The organism is Streptomyces sp. NPDC002671, from assembly GCF_053592475.1.
The window spans coordinates 1-10,615 of record NZ_JBSFVU010000092.1 but is presented as its reverse complement, the minus strand read 5'-3'; the positions used below and the strand labels follow the sequence as shown (position 1 = coordinate 10,615).

The window sequence follows — 10,615 nt, the reverse complement described above, 5'->3', positions numbered from 1 at the left end:
TCGGCCAGATCAGCCCGATCGCTTACGAACAACGATCAACTACGCTGGCCACCGCCGCATAACAACCGGTGTCCACGACCAAGGGTGAAGCCCCCCGGGTGGGTGGTGTCTACCCGGTTGTGGAGATGGTCACCTACGACATCGATTGCCAGATCCGCGTGCTCGGCCCCGACGTACCCGACCCCGGACTGCTCTGGGATCCCGCCGACTTCGAGACAGTGGACACCCGAATACCACCCGGCTGGACCCTGGTCATCGCCGACGGCCGCACCCGCCTCGCGGACGCCCGCTGGCAGCGCCCCGGCTTCTGGGCCGACTACGACCACGGCGACCCGCAGGCCCGGGCCGACTACGACCACGTCAAGCGCGAACTCCTCGACACCGCCCCGCCACCCGAGAACTGACCCCTGCGCCCGGGTGTCCCGCTCCCGCGCCCGGGCAGTCAGGTCGCAGCCCGACGGCGACGGACCAGATCAAGTGAGACAGCGGCCGACATCCGCGCTGGAGAGACCAGACCAACTGAGAAAACCTTCACCCCCGCCATCTCAACCAATCTGGTCGTCGCAGGTCACGGCCATAGACGCGGACCAGATCATCTGCGACGGGACATTTCTGATCACCTGCGTGGAGGACCCCTGGCTCCACATCACCGTCGTTATCAATAGGTCGAGCGAAAAAAACCAGGTGAAACACGCCACATGGTCTCTGGCATGTTAGCCTCGATGTTTCGTGACGGTCCGTCGGTTCATGCAATGGGCCGTTTCGGCTGCTCAGGCGGGTGGCGGGCATGGTTGCGGCCCGGCTGTCGCGTCGGGTGGGCGCCGGGTTCCACTGCTCCGGTCGCGGAACGGCTCGTTGGGGCGGGGCGTCGTTGCTGGTCAGCCGGGATTCGGCAGTGCCTGGAGTCGCGTGAACGCGGTGGTGATCAGCTGGGTCCAGGGCCAGTGCCGGGCCAGGCGGAGCCAGCGGCGGCGGCTGGTGGTGACGAGTTGGGCGGCGGCGGAGAACAACCTCAGTCGCAGGCGCTTGGGTTCCCACCGTCGGGTTTCGCCTGTGAGGGCGAGCATGGGCATCCAGGCGAGCAGGTCGAGGGCGATCTGGACGATCTCCAGCCAGATGCGGTTCTGGGCGACGTCGTGCAGGGGGAGATTGCGCAGGCCAGTGTCGCGGGCGGCGCGGATGCGGTCTTCGGCTCGGGCGCGCTGGCGGTGCTGTAGCTCCAGGGCCGCGATCGGGGTGTCGGTGGTGTTGGTGGCGAAGCAGGTGATGCGCATCCCGTCGGCGTCGGTGATGCGCAACTGGGCGCCAGGATGCGGCCGTTCCTTGCGGACGATCAGCCGCATGCCCTTCGGCCAGCCCTTCAGGACGTCGCCAGCGATTTCGGCGACCCAGGCGCCGTCGCGCACGTTGCCGTCGGGTTCGATCGCAGGTGTCCAGACCGAGGTGGGAACGAGGAGGACGGCCTGGTGGATCTGCTCAGTGATGACCATCCCGACCGAGTAGGACAGCCACCGTCCACGTGCGGTGAGCCAGTTGAGGAACTCGTGGGTGCCGCCGCCGGAGTCGGTGCGGATCAGCGTCCGTCGTCCGCGCCGGTGCTTCTTCGGCAGCTGGGCCAGCGCCAGGCGGGTGGCTTCGATGTGGTCGGCGGCGGTGTTGCTGCCCGCGTTGCCAGGCCGCAGCAGGCCTGCGACCGGCTCCCCGGAGCCTTCTGGGCCGTGGTCGACAAACGCGAACAGCGGGTGATGGCCGAAGGTCTTCTTCCAGGTCGCGGCCGCGTCCTGCTTCTCGGAGTGCGCCAGGATCAGCACGCCGTCGATGTCCACGACCACCTTGTCGCCGGCGTTCGGTGCGGTAGCGCCGGCCAACTTCCAGACCTGCTGGCGGACATCGGCCCTGGCCCCTCGCACGGCGGCCAGTGCCCGGGGACCGGCCGTGGCGAGGGGGTCGACCAGCCGGGAGACGGTCGGATCGGACGCGACCGCCCCGAACAGGTGGGGCTAAGCCCGCAACACGCCGATGTCTGCCAGGCAGTCCCCGCCCAGCGCGACCGCAATGGCGAGGTCGAGCAGGATCTTGCCCGGGTCGTGGACGGCCCGGGCCTTGCGCCACGGCGTGAGCGCCGCCGACAATGCGGCGTCCAAACCCGTCCGGCGTGCTGTCTCGATCAGCAGCAACCCGCCTGCCTGCGAGACGGCGCCGTTGCCGTTACCCGACACCCGCAAGCGCGGGTAGAAACCGATACGCTTGCTCACCTGGAAAGTGCCTCCAGCCGGTGCGGGAACAGGGACCTCGACAATCCCCATTCTCGCTGGTCAGAGGCACTTTTCGCGTAACTGATCACCTACCGGACAGCCCACGTCGAAGCGCGAGGTTAGTAGAGGGGGATGGGCTGGATGACGTCGCCAGACTCTCAAGAAGTCACCGAGCGGGCCCGGCCGGTGTGGGTGCTCACACCGCTGGAGAGCGTCGGGCCGTTGCGGTTCGGCATGAGCATGGATGAGGCGGCGATGGCGCTGCCGGAGACCCCTGAGCTGCGCCGATTCCAAGCCGAGCCCTATTTTCCAGAGATCGTGGGTATCCAGCTGGGGCTCCGCCCGGCGGAACCCACCGTATACGAGTACTTCGACGGCTCCGGCCGACTGTTCTGCGTCGCGACTGACGCCGTTCGCGGGCCGCAGGTGACTCTGGACGGGATGGAGCTGGCCGATGGCAACCCGGCCAAGCTGGAGCAATGGCTGTTCGATCTGCCCGACTCGAGGGGCGGCGTGTCCTATGGGCCGCGCGGAAACCCCGGGATCAACGACCTGGGCCTGGTCCTGCGAGTGCAGGACACCGCAAACGGACTGCTGACCCGGCCGGTGCTGGTAGGCCGCGACTGGGCCGACCGTTGCGCCGACGACTGGGAAGGCGCGATCCCCGAATGCGAATGGGTGGGCCACATATGGCCCCACCCATCGTTCCCACAGGACCGTGTCTGGCCTCCAGCTGGATACACACCGACCTGGGCAGGCCGGTGGTCGCCGCCGTTCTAACGGCGCGGCTCACTCCCGAGGCCAGTCTGGGCGGCATGGGGGTTGCTCACCTGAGAAGTGCCTCCGGCTGGTGCAGGAAGCAGGCCCTCGACAATCCTCATTCTCGCTGGTCAGAGGCACTCTTCAGCTACCTGATCACCTATAGGACAGTCCACCTCGTGAAAGCGCGAGGTTAGGGACGTAGCCGGGTCAAGAGAGTTGTCGATCGCGACTTGGGGACGACGGTTACTGCCTTTGAAGGAGGAGTGACCAAATACTCCAGCTGTAGATCGTGATCACGCAGTGAGTCGGCGCTCCTCGCGACCGCGCCGAGCCCACCTCTGACGCACGCGGTTGGTCGCCCACCGATAGTCAGGCGCACAGTGACCGGGAACGGTGCGCCTTGTGAGGACGTTGGTTGGGCATGGTGATGATGTCGGGCCTGCTGATCATGACAGTGTTAGTGCTCGTGCCTTTCCTGCTGGCGTCGGCCCGCTATGTGGTGGTGCGATCGGGACATCCGGACTGGCTGCGCCGCATCTTGGTTGCTCGCACCCCGAGTAGCGGACTCGGCGTGGGCGCCACTGTTACCGAAGAGCTGCATGCGTTCATGAACTCCAACAAGCGGGTGCAGTTCGAACAGCGCCAGGCAGAGCTGGTCCTGCGGGATGACATCCAAGATGGTGCGCCGCCCCGCATGGGCATAGATCTGGACTCGGGTACGGCGGTGGTCCGACGGCGGGGATAGTCATCCAGCTGTAGGTCATGATCTTGCTGGTCGGGGTGGTCCGCAGACAGGTGCGGCCACCGGTGATCATCGTGGTTTGTGAAGACAACGAACGATCAAGTCGTGGCCGCAGGGCACAGCATGGATCCTGCCCGCTGGCAGGAGACGTTCGGGGCCCTGAGGGGGCGTATCGCGGGACGGTTCGCCCGAGTGGAACCGCGCCGCCGGGCACGGGAGTTCGTGCTCGAGCTGCTGTCGGACCTGCCGCGCAAGAACTGCTGGACGATCGCCGAGTGGGCCGGGGAGGCCAGCCCACACGGCATGCAGCACCTGCTGTGCCGGGCCGTGTGGGATGCCGACGCCGTCCGCGACGACGTGCGCGAATACGTCGTCGAGCACCTCCACGACGATGCCGCGGTGCTGGTCGTCGACGAGACCGGCGACGTGAAGAAGGGCACCCACACCGTCGCCGTTCAGCGCCAGTACATCGGCACTGCGGGACGGATCGAGAACTCCCAGGTCGCGGTCTACCTCGTCTATGCAGGCGCCCGGGGACACGCGGCGGTGGACCGGGAGCTGTACATCCCGCGCTCCTGGACGTGCGACCCGGACCGCTGCCGGGCAGCGGGACTCGGCAAGGACACTGTCTTTGCGACCAAGCCGGAACTGGCCCGCACGATGATCGAACGGTTCTGGGACGCCGGACACCGCGTCGGCTGGGTCACGGGTGACGAGGTCTACGGCGGCAATCCGAAGCTGCGGGCGGCTCTGGAGGAACGCAGCATCGGCCATGTTCTCGCGGTGGCCTGCTCGGCCGAAATGACCATTGGTGCGGGCACGTTCCGTGCCGATGCCCTGGCCCGGAAGGTGCCGAAGCGGGCCTGGCAGAAGCTGTCGGCCGGGATGGGCGCCAAGGGACACCGCTTCTACGACTGGGCGGTCATCGACCTGGCCGACCCCCGCCCGGATCGCCACCAGCTGCTGATCCGCCGCAGCCGCACCACCGGCGAACTCGCCTACTACCGCTGCTTCTCAGCACAACCAGTGCCACTGACCGAGCTGGTGCGGGTCACCGGCTCCAGATGGCGGGTGGAGGAGACCTTCCAGGCTGAGAAGGGGCTGGCCGGACTCGATGAGCACCAGGTTCGCCGCTACCCCTCCTGGACCCGCTGGGTCACCCTCGCCATGCTCGCCCACGCCTTCCTCGCCGTCGTCCGCGCCGAGGAACACGCCCGCCGGCCCGCCCCCGAGGACCTGCTGCCGCTGACGTGCAACGAGATCCAGCGCCTGTTCATCACGCTCGTCATCCAGCCCGTCCACGAAGATTCCGTCCGGCCCCTGCGGCCCGACGGAGCCAAGCAACGCCAGCGACCTTCAGCCAGGGACAGCTGGCCGAACAAGGGTCACGGCCGAGGCCGTGACGACTCGTGCGCCCGCTCGGCGGCTCGGACGCTCGCCTCCAGTGCTGCCATCAGGTCCAGCGCCGGAGCGGGCTGCGCCGGCTCGACGAGCTCGCCGCCGGTGATCTTCGCGTCCACGAGCTGCTCAAGGGCGTGGGCGTATTCGTCGTGCACCTCGCCGACGTCGATGCCGACGAGTTCCCGGATCAGCACTTCGGCCAGCTCCAGCTCCCGGTCCGTGACCGGCGTGGAGGGCGCGAGGTCTCCCGGGTCGCGCAGTTCGTCCTGCCACAGGAGCGTCTGCAGGATGAGCATGCCGTGGCGGGGGCGGAGCAGCGCCAGGCGCTCCCGGCTGCGCAGGGCGACCTTGCAGATGGCGACGTAGCCGGTGCGGGCGAGTGCCTCGACGAGCAGGGTGTACGGGCGGTCGGCGTCCGGTCCGGGACCGGCGTAGTACGGCCGGCCGAAGCTGATCGGGTCGATGTCCTCGAAGGGCACGAAACCGAGCACATCGATGGTCTGCTTGGTGGGCAAGGGCAGGTGTGCGAGGTCCTCATCAGTGAGCGGCACCACGCGCCCGTCTGCCAGGGCAAAGCCCCTGCCCACTTGTTCGTAGGGGATCTCCCGGTTCTCGGCCCTGCAGAAGCGGCGGTGCTCGACACGGCTGCCATCGGCGAGATGGATCTCGTGAAGGCGCACGGGATGCTCCTGCGTGGCCGCGTACAACCGGACCGGCATCGCGACCAACCCGACCTGGACCACCCCGGACCACGTGGCCTTCATACATCCAGAGTCATCCGCCGGCAGACCGCACGCATCCCAGTCGCGGACCGCCCCATTTGATCACCACCCGGTCCCCTTACACAGCCAGCTACTGCCCTGGGGAAGGAGTGCAGTTACGTACCCGATTAGGCGGTAAGTCCGATCGTCGACCTGTCCCACTCGCCGCTTAGTGGTCGGCTCCAGAAGTCCTTCGGGGGTTGGCTTTGGAGCCGGTCGTGGGCCCCGTCGCTCAGGTGCACGAGGATCGCTGATTTGGGCGTTCGTTTCGAGTGAAGCTCGCGATCAAGTGGTGAGGGCGTAGTTCCGCTGGTCGGGGGTGGTGGAGAGGCGGTCGTGCTCGCGGGCGGTGTGGAAGCGCCGGGCCCTGCCGCTGACCTGCGGATCCTGTTGTTCCGTCAGTTCCCGTGCGGAGCCGAGTCGATCATGGTTGAATGCTGCGCGTCGCGGTGCCCGGGGGCTGGTGCAGCGCCCGGCCGCCCCCTCTTCAGGATTTGATGTAGGTCACATCGGCCCCATGTCACGAACGGAAGGGCAGCTTGCGTCTGGTGGTCGTCCGCACGGTGGGAACGACCAACTCGAAAGCGACAGCAGAGTGATGAACGCGACAGCAGCGCAGCAGCACGAGGTCCTGGTCCTGGGCGCCGGCTACGCCGGGCTTTCCGCCGCGATCCAGCTCGCGGCCCGCACCAGGAAGCGTGGGATCCTGCGCGTGACGCTGGTCAACCCCTACGACAACTTCACCGAGCGGCTCCGACTGCACATGACCGCCACCGGCCAGGAGACGGCCGAGATGAACATCCCGGAGCTGCTGGACGGCACCGGCGCGGCCTTCGTCCGCGGCTGGGTCACCGCCGTGGATGCCGAGGCGAAGACCGTCCGGATCGACGACGACCGGGTCCTGCGCTACGACACCTTGGTCTACGGCCTGGGCAGCATCGCTGACACGATCGCCGTCCCTGGCGTGGACGACCACGCCTACACCCTCAACAGCCCGGAGGACGCAGCCCTCCTCGCCGACCGGCTGACCCGGCTCGACGGCGGGACCGTCGTGGTCGGCGGCAACGGCCTCACCGGCGTCGAGGCCGCCGCGGAGATCGCCGAGCAGCACCCGGAACTCCAGGTGGTGCTGCTGGGCCGCGGGGAGCCGGGCGCGGGCATGCACCCGAAGGCCACGGCATACCTGGACGCGGTGCTCGCCCGGCTCGGCGTGCAGGTGCGCAGCGGCGTCGAGGTGGCCAAGGTGCTGCCGGACAGCGTCGAGCTCGCGGACGGCTCCAGCATTCCGGCGGACGCGGTGCTGTGGACCAGCGGCACCCGCGTCTCGCCGCTGGCCGCCGTCGCGGGCCTGACCGTCGACGAGCGCGGCCGTGTGGTCACCGACAGTGCGCTGCGCTCGGTCTCGCACCCGGATGTCTACGCCGTGGGCGACGCGGCGGCGATCCGTCAGGGCTACGGCGTGATGCACGGGACCTGCCAGGGCGGCATGCCCACCGGCGTGCACGCAGCCCTCGCCATCCTGCGGGTGCTGGCCGGCAAGGAGCCCAAGCCCTTCCGCTTCGGCTACTACCACACACCCGTCAGCCTGGGCCGGAACGACGCCGTCGTGCAGTTCACCCACCCCGACGACAGCCCGCGCCGGATCGTGCTGACCGGCAAGCGAGCCGCAAAGTACAAGGAGACGGTCACCGCCGCGCCGTGGCCGACCTTCGCCCGCATGAAGAAGATGCCCGCCTCGGGCGCCCTCTGGCCGCACGGCGGCCGCTACACCCGGATACGGAGCGCCAAGTGACCCAGCCGCAGCAGACCGGCCCCGACCAGCTCGCCTTCCAGCAGTACCGCACCCTGCTCTTCTCGGTCGCCTACCGCCTCCTGGGCACCGCCGCCGATGCCGAGGACGTGGTCCAGGACGCCTGGCTCAAGTGGTCGGCGGCCGACCGTTCCCAGGTCGCCGACCCCAAGGCCTACCTGACCCGGATCGTCTCCAACCTGGCGATGGAGCGACTCCGGTCGACCCGCCACCAGCGCGAGACCTACGTCGGGCCATGGCTCCCCGAGCCGATCCTCACCGGCCCGGACACCGCCGACGGCGTCGCCACGGCAGACTCGGTCTCCATGGCCCTGCTGGTCGTGCTGGAGACGCTGAGCCCCCTGGAGCGCGCGGTCTTCGTGCTGAAGGAGGTCTTCGCCTTCAGCTACGCGGAGATCGCGGAGGCGGTGGAACGCTCGGAGGCGGCGGTCCGGCAGGCCGCGCACCGCGCCCGCGAGCACGTCCAGGCCCGCCGACCCCGTTTCACCCCGGACCGCGCCCACCAACGCGACGTCACCGAGCGCTTCTTCGCGGCGGCGACGGGCGGCGACATCAACACCCTCATGGAGCTGCTCTCCCCGGACGTGACCCTGTGGACCGATGGCGGCGGCAAGGTCCGCCAGGCCCTCAAGCCGGTCATCGGCCTGGAGACCGTGGCCGGTTGGTTCGCCGCGCTCGGCACCGCGACCTACCAAGGCATCGAGCCCGGGCAGATGCGGGCAGAGCTCACCTGGATCAATGGCGGCCCGGGTGTGCTCTTCCGCGGCCCCGACCGCGTGGTCGCCACGATGACCTTCGATTTCGACCCGGAGGGCCGCATCTCGGCCATCCACAACGTGGCCAACCCGGACAAGCTCCACGCCGTCGCCGATGGCACCCGACACGAACTCTCCTGAACTGCCCGCTCGTCATCGACACCCTCCAGAACCCCCGTGAGCGCACGGGCCCGCTACCCCAGCACAGCCCGGGCCCAAGTGGAAGCGGATGCGGCAGGCCGTGGCCGCCGTGATCCACTCCTGTTGATCGGCTTACCTGCCTTGCCTGTTGCCGCTGCGCGCCCGATAGTCCTGACCGCCGCCGAGCGGCACCGGTTGAAGAAGGCGGCCTGGGGCCACAAGAGCGAGCACCGAGCAAGGGTGCGGGCGCAGATCGTGCTCCGGGCGGCTCGGGGCTGGTCCAACGCGCATATCGCCGTTGAGGTGGGAGTGCACGTGGACACCGTACGCACGTGGCGGGGCCGGTTCGCCGACCTGGGCCTGCCCGGACTAGCCGACCGCAAGTGCCCGGGGCGGCCTGCCGGCTTCCCGCCGAGGCCGGCGCACCACTGTCCCGATGGTCGTGCCCAGACCTGGCCCGCGAGGCCGTCGAGCGCGGCATCGCGCCCTTCCTGTCGGCATCCACCGTGCGCCGCTGGCTCGACCAGGACGCGATCAAACCCTGGCAGCACCGCTCATGGATCTTCATCACCGACCCGGACTCCGGCCCAAGGCGGCCCAGGTCCTGGACCTGTACGCCCGCACGTGGGACGGTGAGCCGCTCGGCGCGGACGAGTACGTCATCAGCGCGGACGAGAAGACCTCCATCCAGGCCCGCTGCCGCTGCCACCCCACCCTCCGGCCCGGCCAAACGAGAGCGATGCGGGTCAACCACACCTACGGGCGCGGCGGCGCACTGGCCTACCTGGCCGCCTACGACGTCCATCAGGCCACAGTGTTCGGCCATTGCGAACCGACCACAGGCATAGCCCCGTTCATGACCCTGGTCGCCCAGGTCATGAGCCAGGAACCCTACGCGAGCGCGAAGCGCGTGTTTTGGATCGTCGACAACGGCTCCTCCCACCGCGGCAAGGCCGCAGTGGACCGCCTTGTCACCGCGTTCCCGAACGCCGTGCTGGTCCACACTCCGGTGCACGCCTCGTGGCTGAACCAGGTGGAGATCTTCTTCTCCGTCGTGCAGCGCAAGGTCGTAGCGCCCAACGACTTCACCGACCTCACCCAGGTCGGGGAGCGGCTCCGAGCCTTCGAAGACCGCTACAACGCCACGGCACAGCCGTTCCAGTGGAAGTTCACTACCTCCGACCTGGACGATCTGCTGGCCAGGCTCGACCGGCACACCGCCGATCAACCAGAAGAATCCTCCGCCGAGCTGGCAGCGTGATCAACCCCCGAAGGACTTCCGGAGCCGACCACTTAGGTGGGGCGCCTGTCGGTTCCCATGGCGCCGTACCGTACCGGAAGTCGACGCCGTACGGGCCTTCCGGAACACCCGAACACCTGGTGTACTGGGCCAAGTTGTGCCCCCGCACGATCCAGTCCGGCGCGAAGAACACTGCAGGACCGGCCGGGCAGGGCAATCCCTGGCTCAAGGGCGCCCTCGGCGAGGCCGCCAACGCCGCCGCCCGCACCGACACCTTCCTCGGCGCCCGCTACCGGCGCATCGTCAAACGCCGTGGCCACGCCAAAGCCCTGGTCGCCGTCGCCCGCTCGATACTCGTCATCACCTGGCACCTGATCAACGAACCGGACGCCTCCTACCAGGAGCTCGGCTCCGACTGGCACCAACGCCACCTCAACCCCGCCCGCAAGACCCGCAACCTCGTCCGCCAGCTCCAGGCTCTCGGCCATCAGGTCACCCTCGAACCCGCGGCCTCCTGACCGACCCCACCCCGACATCCGGTCCGCAAGCGGCACGGATGCTGCCGCCTGCCCTCCCGAAGATCGATTTTCCGATCAGCATCAGCAGTTTCACGCGCTCATGCCGGAGAACGGCGTGCTGGCCCCGACCCCTGAGCCGATGCCCAGCTTCTGGGCGACCGCTTTCATCGCGGCCCACTCGGTGTCGTACTCCGGCCGCACCTCGGCGACCATCCGCACCGCACGACGGC

At 68.6% G+C, this 10,615-nt stretch carries 9 protein-coding genes and 2 pseudogenes; 9 read left to right on the top strand and 2 right to left on the bottom strand.

All coding sequences use genetic code 11. From position 1 onward, the window contains the following. Positions 1 to 68: 68 nt before the first annotated feature. Positions 69 to 404: a hypothetical protein gene (locus ACWD35_RS43545; RefSeq protein WP_451356868.1), complete on the top strand. Its 336-nt coding sequence runs from the start codon at positions 69 to 71 to the stop codon at positions 402 to 404. Between the two features lie 474 nt (positions 405 to 878). Here ACWD35_RS43545 and ACWD35_RS43540 read toward each other — a convergent pair. Next, a pseudogene (locus ACWD35_RS43540) lies at positions 879 to 2,255 on the bottom strand (IS1380 family transposase). A gap of 141 nt (positions 2,256 to 2,396) precedes the next feature. Here ACWD35_RS43540 and ACWD35_RS43535 point away from each other — a divergent pair. From ACWD35_RS43535 to ACWD35_RS43525, 3 genes and pseudogenes are all read left to right on the top strand, one after another. Next, positions 2,397 to 3,035, top strand: a complete 639-nt coding sequence (locus ACWD35_RS43535; RefSeq protein ID WP_451356867.1) for a hypothetical protein — start codon at positions 2,397 to 2,399, stop codon at positions 3,033 to 3,035. Positions 3,036 to 3,438: 403 nt separating this feature from the next. Beyond that, on the top strand, positions 3,439 to 3,762 hold the full coding sequence (locus ACWD35_RS43530; protein ID WP_451356866.1) for a DUF6191 domain-containing protein: 324 nt from the start codon (positions 3,439 to 3,441) through the stop codon (positions 3,760 to 3,762). A gap of 120 nt (positions 3,763 to 3,882) precedes the next feature. Then, a pseudogene (locus ACWD35_RS43525) lies at positions 3,883 to 4,965 on the top strand (IS701 family transposase); the annotation flags it as partial. A gap of 179 nt (positions 4,966 to 5,144) precedes the next feature. Here ACWD35_RS43525 and ku read toward each other — a convergent pair. Next, positions 5,145 to 5,879 (bottom strand): non-homologous end joining protein Ku, encoded by a 735-nt coding sequence (ku, locus tag ACWD35_RS43520; RefSeq protein WP_451356869.1) that lies wholly within the window; start codon positions 5,877 to 5,879, stop codon positions 5,145 to 5,147. Positions 5,880 to 6,519: 640 nt separating this feature from the next. Here ku and ACWD35_RS43515 point away from each other — a divergent pair. From ACWD35_RS43515 to ACWD35_RS43495, 5 genes are read left to right on the top strand one after another with little or no spacing between them, the layout of a single operon-like run. Beyond that, positions 6,520 to 7,713 carry an NAD(P)/FAD-dependent oxidoreductase gene (locus ACWD35_RS43515; RefSeq protein ID WP_451356865.1) on the top strand — a complete coding sequence of 398 codons (1,194 nt, stop codon included), beginning with the start codon at positions 6,520 to 6,522 and terminating at the stop codon, positions 7,711 to 7,713. Next, a complete protein-coding gene (locus tag ACWD35_RS43510; RefSeq protein WP_451356864.1) occupies positions 7,710 to 8,627 on the top strand; it encodes an RNA polymerase sigma-70 factor in 918 nt (305 codons plus the stop codon). The genes ACWD35_RS43515 and ACWD35_RS43510 overlap by 4 nt, the downstream gene beginning before the upstream one ends. A gap of 36 nt (positions 8,628 to 8,663) precedes the next feature. After that, the gene (locus ACWD35_RS43505) at positions 8,664 to 9,263 is read left to right on the top strand and encodes a helix-turn-helix domain-containing protein (RefSeq protein WP_451356863.1); all 600 of its coding nucleotides are present in this window, start codon (positions 8,664 to 8,666) and stop codon (positions 9,261 to 9,263) included. After that, positions 9,184 to 9,888, top strand: a complete 705-nt coding sequence (locus tag ACWD35_RS43500; RefSeq protein WP_451356862.1) for a transposase — start codon at positions 9,184 to 9,186, stop codon at positions 9,886 to 9,888. Before ACWD35_RS43505 ends, ACWD35_RS43500 begins: the two co-directional genes overlap by 80 nt. After that, on the top strand, positions 9,789 to 10,385 hold the full coding sequence (locus ACWD35_RS43495) for a transposase (protein ID WP_451356861.1): 597 nt from the start codon (positions 9,789 to 9,791) through the stop codon (positions 10,383 to 10,385). Before ACWD35_RS43500 ends, ACWD35_RS43495 begins: the two co-directional genes overlap by 100 nt. Positions 10,386 to 10,615: the final 230 nt, after the last annotated feature.